The 25,225-nt window shown below is 66.7% G+C and carries 24 protein-coding genes and 3 pseudogenes; 24 read left to right on the forward strand and 3 right to left on the reverse strand.

What is annotated here, in order from left to right; genetic code table 11:
• The first annotated feature begins 177 nt into the window (after window positions 1-177).
• From AB0O76_RS34530 to AB0O76_RS34545, 4 genes are all read left to right on the forward strand, one after another.
• Window positions 178-723: a YceI family protein gene (locus tag AB0O76_RS34530; protein WP_365499636.1), complete on the forward strand. Its 546-nt coding sequence runs from the start codon at window positions 178-180 to the stop codon at window positions 721-723.
• Window positions 724-771: 48 nt separating this feature from the next.
• Window positions 772-1,623, forward strand: a complete 852-nt coding sequence (locus AB0O76_RS34535) for an endonuclease/exonuclease/phosphatase family protein (RefSeq protein WP_365499639.1) — start codon at window positions 772-774, stop codon at window positions 1,621-1,623.
• Window positions 1,624-1,722: 99 nt separating this feature from the next.
• Window positions 1,723-2,121: a hypothetical protein gene (locus AB0O76_RS34540; RefSeq protein ID WP_365499642.1), complete on the forward strand. Its 399-nt coding sequence runs from the start codon at window positions 1,723-1,725 to the stop codon at window positions 2,119-2,121.
• Window positions 2,122-2,271: 150 nt separating this feature from the next.
• Entirely contained in the window at window positions 2,272-3,783 is a 1,512-nt protein-coding gene (locus AB0O76_RS34545; protein ID WP_365499645.1) for an ISL3 family transposase, read from the forward strand.
• A gap of 218 nt (window positions 3,784-4,001) precedes the next feature.
• On the opposite strand, the gene AB0O76_RS34550 is transcribed toward AB0O76_RS34545, so the two are convergent.
• Both AB0O76_RS34550 and AB0O76_RS34555 read right to left on the reverse strand, forming a co-directional pair.
• Window positions 4,002-5,630 (reverse strand): tetratricopeptide repeat protein, encoded by a 1,629-nt coding sequence (locus AB0O76_RS34550; RefSeq protein ID WP_365499648.1) that lies wholly within the window; start codon window positions 5,628-5,630, stop codon window positions 4,002-4,004.
• A gap of 467 nt (window positions 5,631-6,097) precedes the next feature.
• Entirely contained in the window at window positions 6,098-6,364 is a 267-nt protein-coding gene (locus AB0O76_RS34555; RefSeq protein WP_365499651.1) for a hypothetical protein, read from the reverse strand.
• Between the two features lie 727 nt (window positions 6,365-7,091).
• Between AB0O76_RS34555 and AB0O76_RS34560 the strand changes: the two genes are divergently transcribed.
• The 9 genes and pseudogenes from AB0O76_RS34560 (at window position 7,092) to AB0O76_RS34600 (ending at window position 12,901) form a co-directional block, all read left to right on the forward strand.
• A complete protein-coding gene (locus AB0O76_RS34560) occupies window positions 7,092-7,730 on the forward strand; it encodes an HAD family phosphatase (RefSeq protein ID WP_365499654.1) in 639 nt (212 codons plus the stop codon).
• A 70-nt stretch (window positions 7,731-7,800) separates the two neighbouring features.
• Complete coding sequence (locus AB0O76_RS34565; protein ID WP_365499718.1) at window positions 7,801-8,109, forward strand: transposase family protein; 309 nt, start codon at window positions 7,801-7,803, stop codon at window positions 8,107-8,109.
• A 1-nt stretch (window position 8,110) separates the two neighbouring features.
• Entirely contained in the window at window positions 8,111-8,335 is a 225-nt protein-coding gene (locus AB0O76_RS34570) for a hypothetical protein (RefSeq protein ID WP_365499724.1), read from the forward strand.
• Window positions 8,319-8,681: a transposase family protein gene (locus AB0O76_RS34575; RefSeq protein ID WP_365499721.1), complete on the forward strand. Its 363-nt coding sequence runs from the start codon at window positions 8,319-8,321 to the stop codon at window positions 8,679-8,681. The genes AB0O76_RS34570 and AB0O76_RS34575 overlap by 17 nt, the downstream gene beginning before the upstream one ends.
• A gap of 310 nt (window positions 8,682-8,991) precedes the next feature.
• On the forward strand, window positions 8,992-10,179 hold the full coding sequence (locus AB0O76_RS34580; protein WP_365499657.1) for a cytochrome P450: 1,188 nt from the start codon (window positions 8,992-8,994) through the stop codon (window positions 10,177-10,179).
• Between the two features lie 185 nt (window positions 10,180-10,364).
• Entirely contained in the window at window positions 10,365-11,615 is a 1,251-nt protein-coding gene (locus tag AB0O76_RS34585) for a cytochrome P450 (protein ID WP_365499660.1), read from the forward strand.
• 33 nt (window positions 11,616-11,648) lie between these two features.
• Entirely contained in the window at window positions 11,649-12,104 is a 456-nt protein-coding gene (locus tag AB0O76_RS34590; protein ID WP_365499663.1) for a hypothetical protein, read from the forward strand.
• Window positions 12,080-12,283 (forward strand): hypothetical protein, encoded by a 204-nt coding sequence (locus AB0O76_RS34595; protein ID WP_365499666.1) that lies wholly within the window; start codon window positions 12,080-12,082, stop codon window positions 12,281-12,283. The genes AB0O76_RS34590 and AB0O76_RS34595 overlap by 25 nt, the downstream gene beginning before the upstream one ends.
• A 68-nt stretch (window positions 12,284-12,351) precedes the next feature.
• Window positions 12,352-12,901, forward strand: a pseudogene (locus tag AB0O76_RS34600) (DUF4386 domain-containing protein).
• A gap of 178 nt (window positions 12,902-13,079) precedes the next feature.
• On the opposite strand, the gene AB0O76_RS34605 reads toward AB0O76_RS34600, so the two are convergent.
• Window positions 13,080-14,165, reverse strand: coding sequence for a type ISP restriction/modification enzyme (locus tag AB0O76_RS34605; protein ID WP_365499669.1), 1,086 nt, complete (start codon window positions 14,163-14,165; stop codon window positions 13,080-13,082).
• Window positions 14,166-14,536: 371 nt separating this feature from the next.
• Between AB0O76_RS34605 and AB0O76_RS34610 the strand changes: the two are divergent.
• From AB0O76_RS34610 to AB0O76_RS34660, 11 genes and pseudogenes are all read left to right on the forward strand, one after another.
• Window positions 14,537-15,390: pseudogene (locus AB0O76_RS34610) on the forward strand (IS5 family transposase).
• Entirely contained in the window at window positions 15,387-15,785 is a 399-nt protein-coding gene (locus AB0O76_RS34615) for a hypothetical protein (protein WP_365499672.1), read from the forward strand. The pseudogene AB0O76_RS34610 and the gene AB0O76_RS34615 overlap by 4 nt, the downstream one beginning before the upstream one ends.
• A 146-nt stretch (window positions 15,786-15,931) precedes the next feature.
• A complete protein-coding gene (locus AB0O76_RS34620) occupies window positions 15,932-16,354 on the forward strand; it encodes a VOC family protein (protein ID WP_365499675.1) in 423 nt (140 codons plus the stop codon).
• A 147-nt stretch (window positions 16,355-16,501) separates the two neighbouring features.
• Complete coding sequence (locus AB0O76_RS34625; protein WP_365499678.1) at window positions 16,502-17,011, forward strand: PA14 domain-containing protein; 510 nt, start codon at window positions 16,502-16,504, stop codon at window positions 17,009-17,011.
• Between the two features lie 587 nt (window positions 17,012-17,598).
• Entirely contained in the window at window positions 17,599-18,306 is a 708-nt protein-coding gene (locus AB0O76_RS34630) for a hypothetical protein (protein ID WP_365499681.1), read from the forward strand.
• 208 nt (window positions 18,307-18,514) lie between these two features.
• Window positions 18,515-20,572 carry a galactosylceramidase gene (locus tag AB0O76_RS34635; RefSeq protein WP_365499684.1) on the forward strand — a complete coding sequence of 686 codons (2,058 nt, stop codon included), beginning with the start codon at window positions 18,515-18,517 and terminating at the stop codon, window positions 20,570-20,572.
• A 350-nt stretch (window positions 20,573-20,922) separates the two neighbouring features.
• Window positions 20,923-21,546, forward strand: coding sequence for a glycoside hydrolase family 95-like protein (locus AB0O76_RS34640; protein ID WP_365499687.1), 624 nt, complete (start codon window positions 20,923-20,925; stop codon window positions 21,544-21,546).
• Window positions 21,488-21,757 (forward strand): annotated as a pseudogene (locus AB0O76_RS34645) (RICIN domain-containing protein); the annotation flags it as partial. The gene AB0O76_RS34640 and the pseudogene AB0O76_RS34645, both read left to right, overlap by 59 nt.
• Before the next feature lie 55 nt (window positions 21,758-21,812).
• Window positions 21,813-23,657, forward strand: coding sequence for an alpha-L-fucosidase (locus tag AB0O76_RS34650; RefSeq protein WP_365499690.1), 1,845 nt, complete (start codon window positions 21,813-21,815; stop codon window positions 23,655-23,657).
• A gap of 214 nt (window positions 23,658-23,871) precedes the next feature.
• A complete protein-coding gene (locus AB0O76_RS34655) occupies window positions 23,872-24,807 on the forward strand; it encodes a hypothetical protein (protein ID WP_365499693.1) in 936 nt (311 codons plus the stop codon).
• Window positions 24,808-25,045: 238 nt separating this feature from the next.
• Window positions 25,046-25,186 carry a hypothetical protein gene (locus AB0O76_RS34660; protein ID WP_365499727.1) on the forward strand — a complete coding sequence of 47 codons (141 nt, stop codon included), beginning with the start codon at window positions 25,046-25,048 and terminating at the stop codon, window positions 25,184-25,186.
• Window positions 25,187-25,225: the final 39 nt, after the last annotated feature.

Consider the following 25,225-nt stretch of genomic DNA (forward strand, 5'->3'; position numbering starts at 1 on the left):
GCCCCGGGGGCCGAACGGCCCGCCCCCGGTCCCCCGCGGCCCCCCCCCGCAAGTTGTGGGGGGCACGGCGCCTCACATTCCGGGAGGCTGCCTCGTCGTACTGCTGGGACGAACGACACCCCGCGAGCAGCTGTTCCACCTCATTCCCCCTGATTCCCCCGCTAGGAGTGACCGCTCATGTCCACCATGATCAACCTCAGCGAGTTGACCGGTGACTACGTCATCGACGCCGCCCGCACCCGGATCGGATTCGTCGCCCGGCACACGATGTCCACCAGGGTGCGCGGGCAGTTCGAAGTGTTCGAGGGCGGGGCGCACCTGGACGGCGATCACCCGTCGAGGTCCGGCGCACGGCTCACTGTCCTGGCGAGCAGCATCCAGACCCGCAATCGGCAGCGCGACGACATGCTGAGTGGCAAGTTCCTGGATACGGACAACCACCCGGCCATCATTTTCGACGCGACCGGGGTGGCGCCGGTCGACAAGAGCAACTTCAAGGTTACCGGCGACCTGGCCGTCCGCGGGGTGTCTCAACAGGTCACCTTGGACGTCGAGCTGACCGACGGTGGGCGCGGCGCGCAGGGTGACTTCCGGGTCGGCTTCAAGGGCAGCGCCACGATCAACCGCAATGACTGGGGCGTGAACTGGAACGCCGCGACCGCGCTCATGGTCAGCCCGAAGGTGACGCTGGAGTTCGATGTCACCGTGATCCGGCAGCCCTGACGAGCACCGACAAGTCCGGGCAAGTCAAGGGAGAGGAAGCTGATACTGATGGTGACGGCAGTGCGCGTCATGACGTTGAACGTATGGAACAACCGGGGCGATGCCGAAGCGCGCATGGCGCTGATCAAGGCCGGGCTGCGGCGCCTTGAGCCGGATCTCGTCGCCTTCCAGGAAGTTCTGCCCGACCAGCTGCCCGACCTGATCAATGGAACCAGACTGCACGGCACCCACCAGTCGCAGACGGTCGCGACGGAGCCGCCCCATGCGGACCGGTACGGCGGGACAGCGATCGCGACGCGGTGGCCGCACCGCATCGCCGAAGCCCTCAACCAGCGCGGAACGGATGCCTCCGACATCCCGTGGCTCACGCTGGCGGCGTTGGTGCCACTGCCCGAACTGGGTGACGTGCTGTTCATCGCGCCCACGACGTCGTTCCGGCTCGAAGCGGAAGCGCAACGGGAGCGACAAGTCCTCGCCCTCAGCGATCTGGACGCCCGGCGCAGGACCGCCCTGCCCACGGTCATGGCCGGTGATTTCAATGCGGATCCCGATGCGGCTTGCATTCGGTATCTGACCGGTCGGCAGTCACTGGCGGGGCACAGTACGCACTTCCACGACGCGTGGGAGGTCGCGGGTTCCGGTCCCGGACACACCTGGACCGCTGAGAACCCCCAGGCGGCCGAGGACATCGAGCGCCTGGTTCGCCAGCCCGGCCACCGCAGCCGGTTCGACTACGTCTTTGTCGGCTCCCCGCACGCCCATCCGCATGCCTACGCTCGCGTTCGCCATGCCGAACTCGCATTCGACAAACCTGTCGGCGGAGTCTGGGCGAGTGATCACTACGGTGTCGTCGCCGACGTCGAGGTGGGCAAGAAGGACGGTCCGACCAAGGCGATTTGAGGCAAGGACGGTCAGGGTGAGGAAAGTGTTCCTCTGCCCGGCTCGTCATCGCCCGATGGGGCTCCAAGACAGACGACATGCCAGCGACGGGAGAATCTGATGCCGCACTTCCAGGTACGCGCTCACGAGGAAAAACTCGACGGGAAGGCCGAGGGCCAGCTGGTCCGGTCGCTCACAGAGGCGCTGGTCCAGGTGTACGGCGAGCGGGCGCGCTCTATGGCCGTCGTCGAGATCTTCGGCATACCTCAGCACCGCTGGGGTGTCGGCGGCGTGCCGGGTGTCGTGCACGCCCCCGTCGTCTCGCTCCATGTGCGCGAGGCCGCGCTGCACTTGCCGGGAATCGACGACGCCCCGGGACAGCTGATCCGGGCGATCACTGACGCAGTCGCCGGCGCCTTTGGCGAATCCGTCCGGGACCACGTCGGCGTGCAGCTCGTGGGGGTGCCGGCCGGGCGATCCGGGGTCGGCGGCGAGGTCGACCCCCCGGTGCCCGCCTGACTGGCAACGTCGGCCAGGGCGAGGGGTCACGCCGCCCGCACGGAAAGTGACGCACTGACAGGCCGTACGTGGGGATTTCATGCGGCTCTGATCAACATTTCGGGATGACCGAGCGTGACTGTCCGTCAGTTCGATCTTTGAGCAGGTGTGTTGCGTGATCAGATACTCGACGTGCTGCTGCCGCACCTGGCGGCGGTTGTGGCTATCCAGGACATCCAGGTCATCGGGCCAGGAGTGCGGATCACTGCGGTGGCCGCCGCCGACGCCGCGCCGTGTCCGGACTGCGGGACGAACTCCCGCCGAATCCATGACCGTTATGGCCGTCGGCTCGCCGATGTCGCGGCGGGCGGTCAGCCAGTGGCGATACGTCTGACGGTCCGCCGGTTCCGTTGCGAGGCAGCCTCGTGCCCGCGCCGTACCTTCGCCGAGCAGATGGAGGGCCTGACCGTCCGGTACGGGCGACGCAGCCAGCTCCAGGAGAGGATGCGCGCGGCGATCGGTCGCACCCTCGCGGGGCGGGCGGGTGCCCGTCTCGCGGTGATGCTCCACTGCACGGCCAGCCCGGACACGCTGCTGAAGCGTGTCCGGGCTCTGCCTGCCGAGCCACCGGAGAAGAGCCCCCGGGTGTTGGGCGTGGACGACTTCGCGCTCAAGTGCGGTCATGTCTACGGCGCCGTGCTTATCAACATCGAAAGCGGCACCGTTGTCGACGTGCTGCCGGATCGCACCGCGGAGACCTTCACCGCTTGGCTCCAGCAGCGCCCCGGGGCCGAGATCGTTTGCCGCGACCGTGCCAGCGCGTATGCCGAGGCGGTCCGCACCGCCGCACCGGACGCTGTCCAGATCGCTGACAGATTCCATCTCTGGCTCAACCTGTACAAGACGGTCGAGGGCAAGCGGGCCGCGAACACCCGGCGCCATTTCGCCGCGGTGCACGAGATGCACGACAAGGGCGTCTCCATCGAGGTCATCTCGAAGTCGCTGCGGATGGACCCCAAAACGGTCCGCAAGTACGCCCACGCGACCACGGTGGAGGAGTTGCTCGCGCCGCCGCGGCAGAGCCGCAGGATGCTGCAGCCGTGGGCGGAGTACCTCAATATGCGCTGGCAGGAGGGCTGCACCGACAGCGGACGACTCTTCCGGGAGATCCAGGAACGCGGATATCGGGGCAGCAGCCGCAGCGTCCGCCGCTGGCTCGAACCTCTGCGTTCGGCAGATGCTCCGGTGCCCAAGAGATCCGAGGCACCCACCGTACGCCAGGTCGTCGGCCGGCTCACCCGCCACCCCGACAACCTCACCTCCGGCCAACGGCTCTGCCTCAAGCACATCCTGGCTCGCTGCCCCGAACTCGCCGATCTCCGCAGGTACGTTGGCGACTTCGCCCGCATGATGAGGAACCTCGACGGCCACCTCCTGCCCCGGCGGATCAAGGCCGCCAAGGGCAGTGACCTGCCGCCCTTGCGCAGCTTCGCCAGCAACCTGACCAAGGACCTCGATGCCGTGACCGCCGGCCTCACGCTGCCCTACTCCAGCGGCATCGTCGAAGGCCACGTGAACCGGGTCAATTTCCTCAAGAGGCAAGGGTACGGGCGGGCCAACTTCGATCTCCTCCGACGCCGCGTTCTCGCGGACACCTCTCGTGTGCTCGTCACGCCCCTCTAGTAATCACCCTGTGTTGCTGAAGCTGTCGGCCCGGCGTTGAGCTTTTGGATTTAGCCAGGCGAATACCGGTTTGAACACCATCACCACGGCATCACCAGGAAGGGGCGACTTATCATCTGCCAGGTCGTGAGGATGCCGGGGGGGAGTCCACTGGGGCAGCAAAGAGGCCAAAAGTGACAACGGTCCACCCCTGGACCCTCTGACCTGGTGCCACGCCGCTACTTTTCCTCTGCATCGTCCATCCGCATGGCCTCGTACAGCAGATTTGCGAGGTTATGAGTGGCGCCGGCGTGCCCCGCATCGGCAGCACTCTGATACAGCCTGCTTGCCTCCTCCAATTGCCCAGCATCTTGGAGGAAGGCTGCGAGGAGATTGGCGCAGTCGGCATGCCCAGCCTCCGCGGCAGGGCGGCAGATCGCCTGGACTTGAGCAATGACCTCATCGGTGAACTCCTGGTCGCACAGGAGGCCCGCAAGCCGGTATGCGGCATCGCCGTCCCCGGCCTCGGCTCCGCGCCGGCATACCTCTTTCGCCTCCTCGCGTCGATCGGTCTCGATTAGGAGACCGGCGAGGTTGTAATTGGCATCGAGGTGCCCCGCTTTGGCAGCACGCCGGAACATCTCCTCCGCCTCGCCTGTCTGACCGGCATTGAACTGCAGAAGTCCCAGAGTGAACGCGCCTTCCACGTGCCCCGCATCGGCAGCACGCCGATACATCCTGATTGCCTCCTGTGTCTGCCCGCTATCTCGGAGGATGGCTGCGAGGAGGAAGGCGGAGTTCGCATGCCCGGCGGCCGCGGCACGTCGGCAGACCCTCTGCGCTTCATCGATCAGTCCCTCTTCGTACAGGAGGCCCACAAGCCGGTATGCGGCGTCACCGTTCCCGGCTTCGGCTCCGCGCCGACAGACCTCTTTCGCCTCCTGAAGGCGGTCGGCCCGGATTAAGAGCAGGCCCAAATTGTCTGCGGCGACCATATCTCCCGCATCCAGGGCCCGTCGGTACAACTCCTCTGCTTCGTCGAGCCTCCCCGCAGCGGCCAGTACAGTTCCGAGATTGACCATGGCCAGTGTGTCCCCGGCTTCGGCTTGGGGGCGCCAGACAGCTTCGGAAAGCTGTGGGGCCGCCACCCCGGCGAACAGTGCGATATTGAACCGGTCGGCATCGTCTCTGGCATGTGCGAGGGCCAATACCCGCACCTGCGCCGGGACGGGGCTGTGCGTGCGGTCGACGAGGTAGTCGAACGGTATCCACAAGTTGTCGGATACCGGACTGAGCAGACTGGTGATGCCGTAACGTGCACCGGTGGCCCAGGCTAGTGCCCGGTCCACCGGCTCAGGCCGGAGAAGGGGGCCGCCGGCTGCGGCCAGGTAGTGCTCGTGGGCTTGCGTAAGGAGATCGAGGGAGTACGGGCCAGCAAGCCCGCTGCGCGCGAGGTCAACGGCCGCCGCGACCAGGGCTGCGCCCCGAGGATGGCCGCCGACCTGGGAGGCTGCGCGCCATTCCTGCCATAGTGCCGGGCCTGCGGCGAGGTATTCGGCGATCCCGCTGTGTCCGTGGTGGGCGAGGGCGTCGACGATACGGGCATCGGTGCAGTCCTGGGCCCGGGCGAGTTCGTCACCGCTCCAGGTGCGGCTCAAGTGCACGGGTTCAATCAGATTCAGCACCCGCGCCCCAATGCTCGCTGCCTGCGGGGAAGCCGGGTCGCCCTGGGTGACAGCTTCATGGGGCTTAGGGGCGAACGCCTGGTACTGCTGAGCCCGCATAGTCGCCACCACGGGCGTCCTCAGCCGTATGAGCTCGGCCAGCAGTGCTGGTGCCAAGCCCTGTGGTCCCAGGTAGCGTTCCAAGTCGTCAAGCCACACCACACACCGGACCCCGGACTGTGCCACCACTTCCACTGCGGCCAGTAGGTCACTGCCGTCTGTGGGGGCCAGGACCCGATGCTGCGGCAATATGGCCTTTACGGCTTCGAACGCGGCGCGCGTCTTGCCTGCTGTGGAATCCCCGACTACGAGTAGCAGCCCACCAACTCGCGCTATCTCGGCAACCTTCCTGCGCAGGTCAGCGTCAATATCACGCCGGACGTACGGTGGCACGGCGTTCCCCTCTGTGTCAGGCCGCGCCTGATGCACCCCAGCTGCCAACGCGTCCCAAGCACTCGCGAGTGGCCAACGTGCCGGGTCTTGGAGGTAGGGGGGTACCCCGGAACCGGCGGTTGTAATGGTGATCGACCCAGAGAAGTCTCGGCCTTGAACCACCGCCGCCTGTTCGCCACCGTGCACAGTGTTGTGCACATCGTCCTCGCGGGAGGCGTTCAAGAGGCTTCTCCCCCGGTGGTGGGAGGGCGAGGTTGCGGGAGGGGGCTGCCGAAGGTGACGGGGCCCGAGAAGTCCCGGCCCTGAATGACGGCTCCTTGGCTGCCGCCGCTGACAGTGTTGTGTACGTCACCGGTGTGCAGCGCCTTCACGGTGTCGTGCCATGTACGCAGCGACTCCTCGAAGTTCGGCTCCGCCAGGGCGCGTTCGGCCAGGGCGACTGCGAGTGCCCAGGCCCGGTCTGGGTCATGCGGGGCGGCGGACAATGAGGCAAGTTCCACTTCTCCAGAACTTGGTTCCGTCTCTGCCGCCCCCCGAGTCCCAGCAGCCTGGCGAAATGGACGGTGGACCAGACTACTCAACGCCGACCATGCCTGCTGCCCTACTGTCCCGCCCGCACCACTGGCCAATGCTATAAGTAACGCTGCCGATATCGGTTCCATGTCGCCCCCGGATTGCTTCCGCGTGCCTGCACGCTATGCCCGTCACGGCTGCTCGGGAATAGCTGGAGCATTCTCCGACGCCCCCAAACCGGGGGCAGTTGAGCATCACTGATGAATACGAGCCAGACCAGGTGCTATCCGTCGCAGCGGCTGCAAGTGACAGAGAATTCAGCCCCCAAGGCTCACAGGCGCCGCAAGACTCTAAAGATCGAACTGACGGACAGTCACGCTCGGTCATCCCGAAATGTTGATCAGAGCCTTTCATGCTGTCCGCTGCCAGGTGAAGGGATGAGTGGCTTCGATAACTTCTTGCGACAGCGTTTGTTAACGAGTTTTCACGGCATCGTCCGGTCGAGGGCTTCGCGGATCGTCACGAGTTTTGAAGGCACCTGCTGCTTGAGGTGAGTTTGGTCGGCGGGTTGCGACAGGGCTGTCACAAGCTTCGAAGATCGCTTGACCTTGCCCCAGAGGGAGAGACGACAGTGTCTCTGTCGATCACATGAGCGGGCGGTCTGTGCTCGCTGGTCAAGGACGAAGAGGGGGAGTTCGCGTGACCGCGACCTGCGTCATTCTCGACATCGGCGGCGTGCTGGAGATCACGCCGGAAACCGGATGGGTGCAACGGTGGGAAGAGCGGCTGGAGCTGCCACTCGGCACTGTCCACGCGCGGATGCGCGACGTGTGGCGAGCTGGGAGCGTCGGGAGCATCAGCGAACGAGAGGTCCACGAGCAGGTGGCAGCCCGTTTGGGTCTCGACGCCCCCCAGAGTGAAGCCTTCATGGCTGATCTGTGGGCGGAGTATCTGGGGACGCCGAACGAGGACCTCATCGACTATGTGCGGGGGCTGCAGGGACGCTGCAGGCTGGGCATCCTGAGCAACAGCTTCGTCGGCGCCCGGGAGCGGGAGACGGCGCTGTATCACTTCGACGAATTGGTGGAGCAGATCGTCTACTCCCACGAGATCGGCATCGAGAAGCCCGACCTGCGTGCCTTCGAGGCCGCATGCGCCAGCTTGAACGTGCAGCCGGAGGACTGCCTGTTCATTGACGATGTCGCAGTCAACGTCGATGCTGCCCAGGCGGCAGGCATGCAGGCGCACCTCTTCGAGGGCAATGCCCGGACCATCACGCGCATCGCGGCTCATCTGGACGCCGGGCCCTTGGCCCCAGGGCGTGTCCCGCTCGCGTGACGTCGGCCTGGCCGGTCTTCGGCGGTTGCCGGCCAGGCGTTGAAGTAGGTCGAAACCTTGATCGTTGATCATGGTCGGCGTGGTGGGGAGCCGAGCGCGTGCAGCAATCATCCGAAGCCAGCGGATCACCGGGCTGACGCCCGACGTGATCGCTGAACTCGTCGCTGAGGTGGGTCCGTTGTGGCACGAGCGGCACCAGGCCGAACTGGAGTCACGGCCCCGCCGCCGGGCAGTCGGTGCGGGGGCGAAACACAAACTGGTCTTCGTTGACCGGCTGTTGGCGACCTTGGTCAGCCTCCGCCACGGTGCGACTCACGATGTGCTGGCCTGCTGGTTCGATGTCGACCGTTCCACCATCACGCACGCGTGCAATCGGTGAAGTGCGGCCTCTGCTCGCCGAGCGGGGCTGCGCCATCGCACCCGACATCCGACCCCGCACGCTCGCCGAAGTCATCGACCACCTCGGCACCGCCGAGCAGACCGGCATCATCGACGGCACCGAGATCCGCGTCGGCCGCCCGGCCGCCGGACGCAAGGACCGGGAGGATCCTGTTCTGCAGCCAGTCCGAGCCCGCCAGCTGCGCGGACATCACCCACGCCCGTAAATTGGGCCTGGTCAAGCTCCTGGCCAACGGGCCCGCTGTGGGGATCCTCGCCGACGTCGGCTATCAGGGACTCGGGGCCCAGACAGGCGGGCGCCTCGTAACACCACCGCACCGCAAGTTCAAGAAGAACCCGCCCGAGTGGTACGAGGAGATGCGCGAGCGTCAGCGCAAGGCCCACTCCTCACGACGTATCCGGGTCGAGCACGGCATCGACCATCTGAAGAACTGGCGGGCCCTCGCACGACATCACGGCCGCCGCGAGCACATGAGCGACATCACCCAAGCTGTCGCCGCACTGCTCTCCCACCAGCAGACCGCAACTCTGGGCAGCGGTGCGAAAACGTGAACACAACGACGAACCCGCGGCGCTCGACGCACCACCGCCAACCATGGACGAGCTCGTTAGGGCGCGGTGAACGGTTGGCCGGCCGACCGTTGCCGGAGAGCACCGCTCCGGCTTGGCTCCATGCGGCCGTACCGCTGGTGAGTCTCGGCCAGGATCGTCGGGACGTGGGTCGATTTCGCCGTGACAGAGCACGGGCGGCGGAGGAGTGTGTCTGGCGTCGGCCCGGCGCGCGAGGGCGGAAGCCGGCGCTTCGGTGTCCGTGAGGCGGCCGGGTGCGCTCGTGTCCCTGGCCGTCACCTAGGGGGATACCATGGCGCGTTCGGCCGGCGAGGGGGCTCCTCGGCAACGCCATGGCGCGGCCGCCCACCGCCGCGATCCCCTGGCCTTTCTGACCGCGGAGTTCGATGAGGCCCACGACGTGTGGCGTTCCGCGTCGGGCCGCCTTTGCGTGGCAGGACCGGCGGCCGCCCGCGAGGTCCTTGGCAACCGGCGGGGCACCTTCGTCGAGACCTCCGACTTCTTCCACACCCGCAACGGCGTCTTCGGGCCAAGGTCCGCCCAGATCGACATCGGCCGCGCGGCACGGGCCCTGATACGCGGTCACCTCGACGCACGCCGAGCCGACCTGCCCCGCCTGGTCCGTGAGCGACTCGCGCCCGTCGGTAACTGGCCGGACGCGGGCAACCTGCTGGTCCACGAGCACCTGCGGGAAGTCCTGCTGTGCCCGGACGCCCCGGCCGAACTCCGCGAAACGATCGACGGCATCATCACCCGCGCGGTGCTCGCCGGTGCGCGCGGGCGCCACTCGGCCCTGTCGCGCCTCGTGTTCCGCCGCCGGGCGATGGGCACGCTGGTCCGGGAGATCGAGGCACGCCGCAACACGGGCGTCGGCGTGGGCGTCGGCGAATCGCGCGACCTGCTCGACGTGACCGTCACAGGGGCCGGCCGGTCCGCGGATCCCGGCGAGGTGGCCGAGGTCTATCTGTCCTTCCTCTTCGCCACGGTCGGCTCGGTCGGCTTCGCCCTGGGCTGGTCGGTCCTTCTCGCCGGCACGCACCCCGACACCTGGGGCGAGGAGCCTGGATGGATCGTCCGGGAGGCGCTGCGACTGTGGCCGGTGGCCTGGTTGTTCACTCGCACGCCCGGCGTCGAACACGATCTGGCCGGAGTCACGGCCGGGCCGCGCGACGCGGTGGACGTGTGCCTGTATCTGGTGCACCGCCACCCGCGGCACTGGGAGCACCCGGAGGAGTTCGTGCCACGCCGCTGGGCGGGAGCCGTGCCCGACCCGGCGTTCATGCCGTTCGGGGTCGGGCCGCACACCTGCGCCGGCGCGAGCGTGACGATGACGCTGCTCGAAGATCTGATCCGCATCATCACCCGCGACTGGCGCCTGTCGGTCACCGAGGGCGGCGACGGACCCCACTTGGGTCCCGCGCTGGCTCCGCCGCAGTTCACCGCGGAGCTGGTCGGCCGTGTCGCCCCCGAGAGGAGGTGAAAGGACATGAGGAAGCTCATCCATTCGGCCAAGTCGGCCCTCAACATCCGCTCCGGCTACAGCACTTACCACTTCTGGTACCTGTACCACCACATCTGATCGGCCCGTGGGTGGGGAGCCGCCGCCCGGCGACTCCCCACCCGACGCCATGAGAGGCACCCCCAACGCCGTGGGAGGCAGTGCCCATGACCACTCCGCAGCACGCCGACGACTTCCTGCACGACCTTCGGCTGCGCAGCGCGGCCGAAGGCGGCGTCTTCTGGATGGACGACGAGCACCTCGCCGTGTTCGAGCCGACCGCGGCACGCCAGGTGAGCAGCGCGAACTGGCACGGCCTCGTGATGCACGACCGCCTCATCGACACGCTCCGGCGGCGTCACAGCCCGCAGATGCCGTGGACACGTATCCGCACCGCCTGGCTCACCCAACTGCACGCGCTCGCCACGGCCGAGCACACCAGCGACTTGATCACTCGAATGCGGCTGATCATCGACGCCCGGCTCGGCGACGACGTCGACCTCGTCCTGCTCGCCCAGGACGTCGCTGTGCGGTCCATGCTGCCCCTCGCCCTGACCGGGCTCACCGACCGTGAATCCGACCGGATCACCCAGGACCTCGACCAGAAACTGCTGCGCCTGATCGACCGTGACCCCGGCGGCTCACTGCGGCACCGAGCGCACTTCGCCGCCGTCCAGATCCGGGCCGGTCTCGTCGTACGACGTGTGCTGCGCGAACGCGCCGCCGGTCGCCGCGCACGCCAGCAGGACCTCACCGACCCGATCGTCGACCTGCTCCCCGAACTTGGCATGGACCGCGCGCTCGACGTCGTCACCAGCGTGCTCACCGCGATCGGTGGCCCGCCCGGTTCCGCGGCCGCGAGCGTGCTGTACGAACTCGTCCGCAATCCGCAGTGGGCAGAGCGGCTCACCGGCGAGCTGAGGGCGGTGGAGACAGCCGCGTTCTGCGCCGCACCGACGAAGGCGGCGCCGCTCACCCACCGGTTCGTCAAGGAGGTGTTGCGCATGTGGAGCCCGCCGCTGCTGCTCATGCGGCGGGCGCGGACCTCCTTCGACCTCGGCAGCACCCGGCTGGAGAAGGGATGCAGTTACCTGGTCAGCCCGCACATGATCCATCGTGATCCCCGCTTCTGGCAGCAGCCCGACACGTTCGATCCGGACCGCTTCCTGCCCGGAGCGCCGCACGGACCGGCCGACCGAGCGCACTACGTACCTTTCGGCTGGGCACCGAAGAAGTGCATCGGCGCCGACATCGGCACGACCCAGCTGATCGCGCTGTGCCACCTGATCTGCACCCGCTACCGCCTCACCGTCCCGAACGCCGACGCTCTCACCATGGCCTGCCGCTTCGCGCCGGTTCCCCAGCACTTCCGAGGCCACCTCTCCCTGGCACCACCCGATGATGCCGAGAAGCAGTGACTGCCCAGCGCCGTCACGACGAGGGGAACACGCATGCCGCACAGGGAAATCGCCACTCTGGTGGGAATCCTCTTCATCACATCGACTATCACGTTCTTGATCGGCGATTCCCTGGTGCGGGAATACTTCTCCAGCACGAGTCCCCGCGACGCCGCCCTGTTGGGTGGAGTCTTCCTGGAGGGTTACACAGCCCTTGCGGTCGCCACGATCGGCTTCGCCCTTCACCTCGTACTGAGGCCGTACGGCAGGGTGCTCTCGGCGGGATACTTCGCGCTCAGGGGGACGGAGTGCGCGGTCATCATCCTGACGGGCATCTACTTCGCGGCCAGTCGGAATGAATTCGACAACTACGACTTGACCATCTATGCCTTCTCCGGAGCCGCCGGCCTCGTCCTGTCGTACCTCCTGCTGCGCTCCGGGCTGGTTGCGGGCTGGTTGCGGGCTGGTTGTCGATTCTGGGGATCGTGGGCTACACCGCCCTCCTCATAGGGGTGTTGAGCGATGTGACGGGCATCGCCGATCTCGACTCGAATGCCGGAATCGCATTCCTTGCCCCCGGCGGGTTGTTCGAGCTGATCCTTCCGCTCGTGCTGATCTTCAGGGGCTTCCGATCGGACCGGCCGGCCACACACCACGCCGGTGCTCAGCGGAAGGCCGCCACCTCGTGACCGCCCCACAGACGGCAGACACGGCAGTACGCAAGGCCGCCCTCACAGCCGGGAGCGGCCTCCTACTGATGACCGTACTGGCCATTTCCGCCAATTTCGGCGTCCTGGAGCGCCTCGTCGTCGAAAGTGACGCGGCGGAGACCGCGCAGAAGGTTCACGATTCCGAGACACTCTTCCGCTACGGCATGGCCGGCTTTTTTCTGGCGGCCGTCCTCGACGTGATAGTCGCGCGGGCGCTTCTCGAGTTCTTCAGGCCCACGCAGAAGAACATCTCCGCTCTCGCCGCGTGGTTCAGGCTCGCCTACGCAGCGGTGTTCATGGTCGCCATCGGCCAGCTCCCCGGCGTCCTCCGTCTCTTCGAGGATGCCAAGAACTCAGGGGTGTACAGCAAAGGCCAACTCCACGCCGAGGCCCACCTGGCTCGGCATCCTGCTGGTGATCGCGGCGCTCGGCTACCTGGTCGACAGCTTTGGCACGCTGCTCGTCTCCGACTACTCGGCCGATGTCGCCACGTTTACCTTCGCCGGTGAATTCCTGCTGATGGTGTGGCTGTTGGTCAGGGGCGGGAAGCCTTCGCGGCAACCCCGGACTCGACGCTCTCGCGTCGCAGGTCGGTAGCCTTCCGCCAAGGGCCCACGCGATACAGCACACGCCGGAAGGCCGTCTCGACGGAGCTGTCGTCGATGTAGCGGTAGGCCCTTGAGGAGGCTGGGCCAGACGGTGTCCAGGACATGCGCGGACGGTGTGAACAGTGTGCCGTTGAGCGCGGGGAGGTCGGCGGGCCAACCAGTTCCGCTCAGCCTGGAAAGTCGAAGGTGCCCTGAACACTGCCTGGTGTGGGGCGAGGCGCCTTCGGTGTCTTCGGCTCTTTTGCCGCGTAGGGCGGGACTGGTAGGACGCCGTGTTCCCGGAGGTCGTCAGTGGTGATCAACGAGCCTGCGCTCACGGCATCCAGCAGTCGGGCCTGTTCGGGCTCGAGCGCGACCAGAAGCCCGAGTATGTTGATGAGATCCAGTAGATCAACAGTCCATCGCGCTGGCCATGTTGGAGGAAGAACGTCGTTCAGCGGGCTCTGCCACTCGATATCAGGTTTGCGTTTGCGGAACCCGAACCACTTGCGGATCACCTGCACGCCACCGATTCGGTAGTCCCAAACCTCAGGTGTCACTGGCCTGATGGTGCCGGCGCCAACGGTGAGGGTGCGGGCCTCCGAGTCGTAGGAGATACTCTCGGGCACTCCGCCGTCCTCTGTGCCGATGGCGATGGTGCAGACGGGCTCCTCCGATATGGGCAGCCGGGGGCAGCTTCCCGATGGGCGGCCGTGCTGCGGGGACGCGAAGCGTTGCCCGTACGTGTGCAACCACACCGTGCGCCGTCCGGCCTCGGTCACCTGAGCCCACAGGGCGGGGTCGCGTGTGAGTGGTATGCGGGTGCCGCGCGCCGCCAGGTGCTCCGCGAAGCGATGGGTGTAGCCGCTGTGGCCAGCTATGCCTGCGATGTAGGCGAAGAGGTCTTCTGCGGTCACTGCTGCACCATGGATCTGTGACAACGTCTTGAGCAGTCCCGGCGTCAAGTTCGCTTCCGCCACTTCCGGGTGGCGGTACAGGGGTGCGACGCGGCCCCCTTCCGTGCCTTTGAAGTGGTGCATATCAGGAATCAGGGCGGTGAATCCCACTGCGGGCCCCGCCCGGCCCGACTCTGTGTGCAGTTCAGAGAGGTAGATCTGGTGGTCGCTGTGGGCGAACCATAAGGAGGGTCGCTTTGGCCGACGTCGGAGCCTGCACGAGAGTGCGCCAGCGATCTCGCAGAATGTTCGGGCTCGGCGATACTGTCCAGCTGCGGTTGTTCTTGTTGCCGGAACTTGTCCAGGGCAATAAGGCATCCACTGGCGGCATCGCCAACCACTCGGCAGCGTCGACGGGCTCGAACGGCGTCGTCCACCCGGCGGAACAGGGTTGCCACGCTGTCTCGTTCCGGTGCCCGTCGATTGTGAGGCCCTCGAGCCAGGCGAACTTGTCCTCCCGGTTCCCTGTCGGCACGTCGAGTCGCCACACGCGCGCCGGCTGCTTCAGTTTCGGTGGTCCATTGCGTACGAAGACCGCGATGCACACCTCTCGTTTCACCGCTTGGAAGACGCGTGTGCGGGTGTCAGAGGGCGTTAAGTCCGATCTTCCTCGGTTCGTGATCGCTCGTTCGTGGCACTGATCGCCATGCGAGCCGCCTGCTGGGCATGTCCATGTTGAGATGCGAGGCATGGAGCGAGAGCCATACCCGAGCGACTTAGCGGACGAGCAGTGGGCGTTGATCGAGCCGATGATCACGGCCTGGAAGCAGGACCGGGTCGCGCGGTCGGCGACGGGGGATCCCGGGGCCTGTGACCTGCGGGAGGTCGTGAACGCGATCTTCTATCAGAACCGGACGGGCTGCCAGCGGCGCTTTCTGCCGCATGACTTCCCGGCCTGGTCGGCGGTCTTCTACTACTTCGGCCTGTGGCGCGAAGACGGGCTCGACCAGCGGATCTCCGAACTCCTTCGCTGCCAGGTGCGCGAGAGAGCCCGGCGATTAGAGGACCCGTCCCTCGTGATCATCGATACCCAGTCCGTCCGCGCGGCCGCCGGTGTCCCGACAACCACAACAGGGCTCGACGCCAACAAGAAGGTGTCGGGCCGCAAGCGAGGGCTGGCCGTGGACATTCTGGGGCTGGTCATCGGCGTCGTCGTGCTGGCCGCCTCCGCCCACGACAACACCGCCGGCGCCGCCCTGCTCGACCAGGCCGCCGAGCGGTGCGGCAACCGCCTGGAGAAGGCCCTGGTGGACCAGGGCTTCAAGGACCAGGTCATCATCCACGGAGCCTTGCTGGACATCGACGTCGAGGTCGTCCGCCGCAACCCCGACCACCAGGACAAAGGCTTCGTCCCGCAGCCCAAGCGGTGGATCGTGGAGCAGGTCAACGGCACGTTGATGTTGCACCGCCGCCTGGCCCGCGAGTACGACCACCGGCCCGACACCTCCGCCTCGCGCGTCTACTGGGCCTCGATCGCGAACATGGCCCGCCGGCTCACCACACCCCCCCCACCTGGCGCGACACCCTCGGGCTGGCCGCGTGAACATCATCGAACTCCTGGCGGAACTCCAGACCCAGCACGACGAGACCACGACCCGGGCCGGTGAGCTCCGAGACCAGATCGACCACTTGACCACGGCTCTGGCCGAGACCGAAACGCGACTCGCGGACCTGACCACGACCCGGAAGGTCATCGCCGAACTCGCGCCGACCGGAATAGACCCCGAACCGGCCGAGCAGTCCACCGCCTACCAGGCCATCGTGAACGCCTTCAACGAGCACCCCGATCAGGCATTCAGAGCCCGTGATCTGCACGAACTCCTCGGCATGCCCAACAACGAGGCATCCGTCAACATCACCCGCAGCCGCCTCGGACGCCTCACCCGCCAAGGATTCCTCACCCAGCCCGGACGAGGCCGCTACCAGAAACTCCTTTGACGTCCTCTGCCGAACCAGAGACGGGCTGCACCGCTAAGTGGCCGGTTCCGCAGACAGAATCACGACAGAGGGTGTCATGCTTCGTCGATATCTTGGCGTCGCGGTGATCGGACAGCCCGGTCGACCAGATCGCGAAGGAGCGTCAAGTGGGGTCGCAGGTCAACCCGTGCATCACGTTCAACGGCAACGCGCGCCAGGCGATGGAGTTTTACCGCGAGGTGTTCGGTGGCGAGTTGGAGTTGGGAACCGTGGCGGACTTCGGTTCACCGGGCTCGCCCAACGCCGACAAGGTCATGCACTCTCGTTTGGACACTCCTGCCGGCTACACGCTGATGGCATGGGACTATCCCGATGACAGGCCCGGCCACCCGCCCTACCGTCCAGGCAATAATGTCGCGATCTTCATCGACGGCGACGACCGGGGGCTTCGCGACCACTTCGAAGAGCTGTCCATCGGCGGCACCGTAACGCTGCCCCTGGAAGAGCAGGTATGGGGCGACGAGGCCGGCTCGCTGATTGACCAGTTCGGGATCAGCTGGATGTTCAACATCACCGGCCAGGACCGCTGACCGGCGACCGGTCTCCCGTCATGTAGGGCGTTGAGTTCGCTTCTGCTTGAGACGCCTACCGGACGGAGGTGAAGGCGGCCTCCACTGGAAACGGACTTAACACCCTCTGACATCACCCCGTCCGGCGATGCCACCAACCCGGCGGCCATGGTGATCATGCTGTCGATCACCCCGGCCGCGCCCACGGCCGAGGGGAACGGCACCGGGCTGAAGGCGGAGATCTTCGACAACGACCAGTTGTCGGGCAGCCCGAAGGTCACCCGTACCGATCCGACCATCAACTACGCCTGGCGGCACCGCGGTTCACCTGCCGAGAACATCCCGAGCGACAACTTCGGCACCCGCTGGAGCGGCACGGTGGAGCCGCGCTACAGCGAGAAGTACCAGTTCACGACGGTGTCGGACGACACTGCGCGGGTCTGGATCGACGGGAAGCTCGTCATCGACAACCCCAGCAGATCGTGCCGAAGAGCCAGCTCTCGCCGAACTGACCGTCGCCGGGCGTGTTCCGACTGCGACGGCGTGCGCTCGGGCTCCCCGAAGTCCGGGAGAACTCCGGCAATGTGGAAGCCGCCCGCGCCTGCGCACAGGGCAACGCGGACAAAGGAACCTTTGGGCACTGTGGCCACGAGGTCCTCCGAGGTGACGGTTCGGTGATCGCCGCTCTGAACATCGACTACTGGCCCGCCGCTTCGCCGGCCACTCGGCCACGCGCACGCCGTCCAGAACCTGTTGATGTTCGACTACGTGGGTCTCGCCCGGGCGGATCAGGACGCCGGGCGAGAGCTGACCACCGGCGTCGTCAAGGGCTGATCGGCTGGGTGGTATCGGCTGGGTGGCGGTGACCGAGTCGTGGTCGTGAAGAGTCCAAGTCCGCTGGCGCATTCGTCCATGGCGACTCTTCTCGAAGGCGCGTACAACCAATAACAAGCGACATTCCGATGAGCTCCGGTCGATCACCAGGAGTTCGTCGTCGCAGTTCAGGGACAGCGGTGTGGCAGTTGCCCAGGCATGGTTCCGCGAATGTCCCCTTCCTCATGCCGCTGCGGGTAACCGCCGTACAGCCGCAGACGCGACCGCCCCCACCAGATCCGGCAACCCGGCGGCTGAACGCGCAGGCGACTCTCTCCCCGCATGGATTCCCCCACGGAATCCCGCCCACGGGCCCCCACAGAGAGGAACAGCTAATGTCCATTCCGGTCTTTCGTCGATGTGCAGCGGTCGGTGCTGTCGCAGGACTGCTCATGGCCACGCCTCAACTGGCCTTCGCCGATGTCGGTGGCGGAAACGTCTCGGTGAGCTGGGAGATGGCAGACACTCCGCCCTCCGGGCTGACCAACATCACCTTCCCGATCACCGTCAATTCACCGACGGCCCGCAAGAACGGGCTCTACTTCGCCCAGCAGTTCGGCTTCACCAACGCCTCGGGTGTCGCCTATACGGGTCTGCAGCCGCGCGCGAACAGCGATGGCAACGAGCGGCTTTCCGCCCGCTTCTCCAGCTTCATCGCGGGAACCAAGACGTCCGACCCGCTCTGCCACGAAGGAGCCGACGGCGGGCCCGGTGTGACCTGCGCCGTGGACTTCGACGCGGTTTATGGCCACCGCTACGACCTCAAGGTCGAGCGATCCGGTAACGACACGTGGACCGGTACGGCCAAGGACGCGGTCACCGGCAAGGAGACCCATCTGGGCTCCTGGACACTGCCCGCGGGCAGCGGCAATCTGCACGGTTCCCAAGGCGGTTTCCTGGAGTACTACGCGGGGATCCCCAGCTGCGCCGAGATGCCGAGGGCCGACGTCGTCTTCGGCGGCCCCACGTCCACTGACGCGGGCGGTCTGAACGGCACGTCCAGGGCCGACTACGAGTACAGCGACTGCGTCGGCGAGTCCAACTACCAGGCGGAGAACGGCGGGGCGGGCACACACATCACCCGCGGCTTCGTGTCGTAGGCGCTGTCTCCTGTCCGTCGGCGCCGGTGACGCGGGCCAAGAGGGCCAAAGGCTCACTCGGTGATCAAGTGGTCCTTCGTCCCGTCAACGCTGCCGAACCCGCCGATCGGTGGTGCGTCCGGGCGCCTGCATGTCCGGCGCACCACCCTGCGCTCGACCGTGCCGACCATCCGTCGGCCAACTCCAACTCCCCCCTCTGGAGCCAACCTTGACCTTTCCACTGAGACGGCACTCAGCTCTCCTCGCCCTCTTGGCGCTGCTCGCCGGCCTCCTCACCGGCTTGGATTCGCAGCCCGCCTATGCCGCGCCGAGCACGCCGATCACCGTCGACGGCACGACGCCCGGCCGCACCTTCGACGGGGTCGGGGCGATCAGCGGTGGTGGGGGCAACTCCCGCCTGCTCATCGACTATCCCGAGCCGCAGCGCAGCGAGCTGCTCGACTACCTCTTCAAGCCCGGCTACGGCGCCTCCCTGCAGATGGTCAAGCTGGAGGTCGGCGGGGACACCAACTCCACCGACGGCGCCGAGCCGAGCCATATGCACGAGCGCGGCAAGGTGGACTGCGGCCAGGGCTACCAGTGGTGGCTCGCCAAGCAGGCCAAGGCCCGCAACCCCGACATCAAGTTCGCCGGACTGGCCTGGGGTGCGCCCGGGTGGATAGGCGGCGGGAAATTCTGGTCCCAGGACATGATCGACTACTACATGTCCTGGTTCGACTGTGCCAAGAAGCACGACCTGGGCATCGACTACCTCGGCGGCTGGAACGAGCGCGGCTTCGACGCCGGGTGGTTCAAGAAGCTCAAGTCCACGCTGGTGAGCAAGGGTTACAAGACCAAGGTCGTCGCAGCCGAGAGCTTCGGCTGGGACGTCGCCGACGCGATGGCCGCGGACAGCGAGCTCAAGGACGCGATCGACGTCGTCGGCTCCCACTACAACTGCGGCCACCTCGGCGACTCCAAGACCTGTGAGAGCAGCGCCACCGCGAAGGACATCGGCAAGCCGCTGTGGGCGAGCGAAGGCGGTTCCCAGGACACCGACACCGGTGCGGAGGCACTGGCCCGCGCGCTCAACCGCGACTACATCGACGGCAAGATGACCGCGTTCTTCCACTGGCCGCTCATCGCCGCGCTGTACCCGAACCTGCACTTCTCCACCGCGGGGATGTCGAAGGCCGCGCAGCCTTGGTCCGGCAACTACCACATCGGCAAGACGACCTGGGTGACCGCGCAGACCACCCAGTTCACCAAGCCCGGCTGGCAGTACATCGACTCCGCCAGCGGCTTCCTCGGCGGTGACCGGGCGAACGGGAGCTACGTCTCGCTGAAGTCGCCGGACAACTCCGACTACAGCACGGTCATCGAGACGATGGACGCCACGGCAGACCAGCAGGCGACCTTCACCGTCAAGGGCGGCCTGCCCACCGGCACCGTGCGCGTGTGGTCCACCAACGTCAAGTCCGGCAACGATGCGGAGCACTTCGTCCGCGGCCAGGACATCACGCCGGACAACGGCACGTACTCCCTGACGCTGAAGCCCGGACACATCTACACCGTGACGACGACCAACGGCCAGGCCAAGGGCGCCGCGAAGCCGCCGGCTCCCGCAGCGATGAAGCTGCCGTACGCGGACAACTTCGACCAGCCCGCCACATCGACGAACCCCAAGTATTTCTCCGACATGAACGGCGCCTTCAAGACCACGCAATGCGGCGCCAGCCGCTCCGGGGCCTGCCTGCGCCAGATGGCCCCGACGGTCCCGATCCGCTGGACGGACGAGCCGTTCGACGCCCCCTACTCGATCATGGGGGACGGCTCCTGGGACAACTACACCGTGTCCGCCGACGCGATGCTCAGCGAGAGCGGCGGCGTGGAGCTGCTCGGCCGGGTCGGCGAGCAGGCCAAGAACAACAACGGCCTGAACGCCTACCACTTCCGGATCAACGACAAGGGGGAGTGGTCGATCCTCAAGAGCGACACGGAGTGGAAGTTCACGACGCTCGCCAGCGGCAACACCGACGCCCTGGGAGTGAAGAAGTGGCACAAGCTGTCGTTCACGCTGCAGGACACCAAGCTGACCGCGTCGCTCGACGGCAAGGAGCTCGGCAGCGCGACCGACTCGTCCTTCAGCCACGGCCAGGCAGGGCTCGGCGTGACCGGCTACCAGACCCACGAGTTCGACGACTTCGCCCTCGCTGCGGGCAAACCTTCGGAGCCGCGTCACGGTCCGGTCAGGTCGGGGCTGCCGGGCAAGTGGGACCTGCCGTAACCGATCACTGCTGCATCAGCTCACCGAGCCGGTGAAGCGGCCTGGCCCCGGCCACGCGGCCGGGGCCAGGCACCCACCGAGCACACGACCCATCGCGACCAACCCGCCCCCGGCCGTGTCACGACTTCGTAAAGTCGCGGGACGGCCGGGGGCGTTGTCGCTCATGCCTCATGACGAGCCCTCCGCGTCGGGCAAGTCCTCCGACTAATTCTGAGTGAACCCTCGCGCGTCCGTCGTAATTTCGGGGCAATAGGCCCCAGCATCTTCGACTGTTCAAAGTATTGATCCGACCTCTCCTCCAGTCTACGGTGACACCGCCACTGGCCCTCCAGAGCCGAGGAGACCCGTACGTGCTGAGCAGGAGACGAGGAAGACGGGGGCGGCGCCGACTCGCCCCGATCGCCGTCGTGTCGGCGCTCCGCGTCCCTCCGGTCTCGGGCGCGGCCCATGCCGCGCCCGAGGCGAAACCCGCAGCCACGGCTGCCGACCCCCACACCCTCTGGTACTCCAAGCCCGCCGCCGACCGGGAGTTCAACGAGAAGATCCTGGGGACCGGAGGGCCGGGCTCCCACGGGCACAACCTCGGCAACTGGTCCTCGCCGCGTCCGAATGCCATCCAAGAGGTCGTCGACGAGGTCAACGCCAAGGGCAAGGCCGCCCCGAGCTGGGTTGCCGGCAAGCTGGGCCAGGAGCGGAAGGCGTTCGCGGGCGGTGCCACCTACGACCGGGAGTACTTCGCCAGCCACGCGGACAAGATGATCGCCGGGCGGCTTGGGGCGAACCAGTCCGGCGCGCTGCCGGGCGCCTGGAAGTCCGGGTCGTTCAGGGGTCTGAAGGCGCGCCGCAACGTCACCGTGGACGCCTCGTGGAAAGAGCGCGGGGCCGCCGAGTTCATCTTCGCCCGCAAGACGTCGGGTGAGATCGCGTACGCAGCCCGATGTTCCTCTGCGCGTCAAAGGTCGCCGACACCATGACCGTCGAGGCCATCACCCCCAAGCGCGACGGCAGCGCGTCACCTTCGACGGCAGGGCTGGTCACGTCTGCAAGGCCACCAGCGCCCTCTCCACGGCGATCGTCGGGGTCGGCAGCGACAAGTGCGTGGACGCCCCCGGCGCGAACTCCCAGGACGGTACCGATCTGAACCTCCACACCTGCCACGGCAGCGCCAACCAGAAGTGGCGTCTCGCCCCCTGTCCCTCTTCAACCGCAATTCCCCCCCACATAGGAGCCGCACATGTCCATGACTGCCATACGAGGCAGGGCGATCGCCCTGACCGTCGCGCTCGCCACCGGTTCGCTGACGCTCGTCCCCGCGGCGTCTGCCGAACCACGCCAGGGTGCGGCGGCTGCCGCCGAGCCCGGTCCGGGGACGAACTACGCGACCGACGACCCCTTCACCTCGGACCGAGCTTCGTCGTTCCGCGATGACAGGTTCGGCATGTTCGTCCACTTCGGCGCGTACTCGAACATCGAGGGCGAGTACAAGCGCGCCGACGGCGAGGTCTGCAAGCCTGGCCTTGCCGAGTGGATCATGCGCGATTGCGGGATCCCGAAGGACGAGTACGAGAAGCAGGCCGAGACCTTCAACCCGAAGGACTTCGACGCGAAGGCCATCGTCGCGGCGGCCAAGAGCGCCGGTCAGAAGTACATCGTTGTCACCTCCAAGCACCACGACGGCTATGCCATGTGGCCGACCAAGCAGAACAAGTGGAACCTGCGCGATCACTCGTCCTTCGACAAGAACCGCGACCTCATCGCCGAACTGAAGAAGGCCGCCGACGCCGAAGGCATCAAGCTGGGCCTCTACTACTCGATCTGGGACTGGCACGACCCTGACTTCCCCAACGCCGACACGTTCCCGAAGTACAAGGAGCGGATGCGGGCTCAGCTCAAGGAACTGATCGACAACTACGATCCGGCACTGTTGTGGTTCGACGGCGAGTGGGACAAGAACACGGCCCCCGTCACCAACCGGTGGGACTCGCACGACGGCGAGGAGCTGGAGTCCTATCTGCGCGACCTGAGCCCGGAGCTGGTCATCAACAACCGGGTCAGCAAACGGCGGGTCACCGACGGCGACTACGGCACGCCGGAGCAGGAGATCCCCGGGGCACCTGTCGACGGCCAGCTCTGGGAAAGCTGTATGACCATCAACGGTACGTGGGGCTATTCGCGCCATGACAACAACTGGAAGTCAGGCGCAGAACTCACCCGGAACTTGCTGAACACCTCGAGCCGCAGCGGCAATTACCTGCTCAACATCGGCCCCGACAAGTCCGGACGCGTCCCCGATGCGTCCACCGCCGTGCTGAAGGAGATGGGCGACTGGTTGGGCCGCTCAGGGCAGGGTTCCGCGGTCTACAAGACGGGCTTCCCTGGTGTCGTCAGCCAACCGGACTGGGGTGTGGTCAGCCGGTCGGGCAACGACCTGTACGCCTCGGTCTACCAGTGGCCCGGAGCGGGCAAGCCGCTGCACCTCAGCGCCACCACCGGGTTCGAGGTCGACAGCGCGAGCGTGCTCGGCAGCGACCAGAAGGTAACGGTCACCAAGGCGGGCGACGGTTATGACATCACCCCGTCCGGCGATGCCACCAACCCGGCGGCCACGGTGATCAAGCTGTCGATCACCCCGGCCGCGCCCACGGCCGAGGGGAACGGCACCGGGCTGAAGGCGGAGATCTTCGACAACGACCAGTTGTCGGGCAGCCCGAAGGTCACCCGTACCGATCCGACGATCAACTACGCCTGGCGGTTCCGTGGCTCGCCCGCCGAGAACATCCCTGTGGATCACTTCGGCACCCGCTGGACCGGCACGGTGGAGCCGCGCTACAGCGAGAAGTACCAGTTCACGACGGTGTCGGACGACACTGCGCGGGTCTGGATCGACGGGAAGCTCGTCATCGACAACGCGACGCCGCACGACGGGGCCCTCGACAAGGGAGCCGTCGAACTCCAGGCAGGCAAGAAGTACTCCATCAAGGTCGAGCACACCGAGCAGACCGGCGAGGCGCACATGAAGCTGCTGTGGTCGAGCCCCAACACGCCCCAGCAGATCGTGCCGAAGAGCCAGCTCTCGCCGAACTGACCGACCCGTAGGGGGTGCGTCCGCGCCGCCGAGCGCGGCGCGGACGCACCCCCTACATCGGTTTAAAGAGTTTGCAAAGTTGCGGGACGGGTCTGGCGGCGCCGACTCCTTCACCTCGTAAGGGGCCGACATGGTATCGACGCAAGAGGTCAACTTGTCCTGAAACCTACATAGTTGCCCGTGATGTTCCTCGCTGACTGAAGGAGCGCTCGCGATGTCCCGATTAGGAGTCGCCGTACGCGGCCGACTCGTCGAGCCCTACCGGCTCGCCCTCGATCGCTATCGGACCCGTCCGCCGACCGGCGGCGACTCGGAGATCGTCACGCAGGTGCACCGCGGAGACGTCCGCGCCTTTGACGTGATCGTGGAACGGCACTGGGCCGCTGTCGCCGCGTACTTATGTACCTGCACCGCGGACTTGGAGAGCGTCGACGACCTCACCGAACGGACCTTCTCGCATGCCTTCGTCGAGGCCGCACAGGGGGCGGCCCCGACCTTCCCCTGGCGGGTCCATCTGCTCGCCACCGCGCGCGGTCTCGTCCTGAGGGAATGGGTGCATCGGCCGGTCGGGCCGTTTCTGCCGGGCTTTCGCCGGTGGGCCTCGGCGGGTGGTGCGTGGCCGCTCAACTGCCGTCCCCACCTGGCGGAGGCATACCGAACGCTGCCTGAGAGCCGACAGGCCGTGCTGTGGCACAGCATCGTGGAGGGCGACATCAGCGGGTCGGCGACAGCGTGCCTGGGCGCCAGGCGTGGGGACTTCGACCGCCTCGCGAGCCGGGCGCGAGTGGCTCTGCGCGAGAGCTACCTGGAACTCCGTCAGAGGGCGGCTGTCCTCTCAGTCGAATGCACCAAGTACTCCGCCCTGCTCGCGGCCGCCGTCGCGGGCGGGCCCACGGATCCAGATGCTGAACGGGGGAGGGCCGACGAGTGCATCGCGGACCACCTGGCCGTCTGCGGGCGGTGCCGCGAGGTGTACGGGGATCTTGCCGATCTCGATGAGCAAGTCCGCACCCAGTTACCACCGTTGCTGCTCGGCTGGTGGCCGGGGCCGGAGTATCACAGGCTGCGTGCGAGCCAGTCGCCACCGGGGCGCCCACTCGCGTTCTTGCGTGAGGCGGCGGCCCGGGCTGCAGCGTCGGCGAGTGGGTGAGGGCTGGCCCGGTGGGGTGCTTTGCTGGGGAGCGAGCGGGGCGGTGTCGTCGGTGGGGGTGGTCGTGGTGTCGTTGCGGCCGGAGAGTCATCAGCGGATCCCGGCACGGACAGTACGGACGGCGCGGGCAGCGTGTCTGAAGGGCACCCCGGTGATGCATGTCCGGGACCGGCTCGATGTCAACTCTTATCTGCAAGGCACGCCGGACGACGGGTTCCACTGATTCGGCGGCTACCCCATGCAGTTCTTCGCGTTGGAGGGCTTGGCCACGCCGATCGACGACGTATGGAAGACCATCGGGGACCGCCCCGAAATGCACCGTCGCTTCGACATCCGGAACGAGATCACCAGCACCACCGCCATGCCCACCACGGCCTGACACACCCTCAGCCAGCAATCTCATGGGCAACTTGCCAAT

Origin of the sequence: Streptomyces sp. NPDC086554 (genome assembly GCF_040686095.1) — a bacterium.
Taxonomy (GTDB): Bacteria; Actinomycetota; Actinomycetes; order Streptomycetales; family Streptomycetaceae; genus Streptomyces.